Consider the following 278-nt stretch of genomic DNA (forward strand, 5'->3'; position numbering starts at 1 on the left):
ATTCCAAGTGCTAATGAAAAATTCACGAATCGCTGTCCATACTTCAGAAGTAGTCTGGCTGATACGACTCCAAATTTCTGATAATGTTTCAACTACTCCATTCCAAATTCCAGTTAAATACTCTACGATGGAATTCCATGTTTCTGTAGTCGTTTCAACAATCGAATTCCATGTTTCAGATAAGGACGCTATGATGTCATTCCAGAGTTCTTCTAAAAAGTCTGTAATGGCATTCCAAACAGAAACAGTAGATTCACTCATACTTTCCCATGTTTCGG

Annotated in this window: 1 protein-coding gene; it reads right to left on the reverse strand. The window is 37.4% G+C overall.

What is annotated here, in order from left to right; genetic code table 11:
• A partial coding sequence (locus ACQGS6_RS29590; protein WP_426966119.1) for a phage tail protein occupies positions 1-278 on the reverse strand: 278 nt, incomplete at both ends.

The organism is Bacillus sp. GMs2/2, from assembly GCF_050172095.1.
GTDB lineage: Bacteria > Bacillota > Bacilli > Bacillales > Bacillaceae_G > Bacillus_A > Bacillus_A cereus.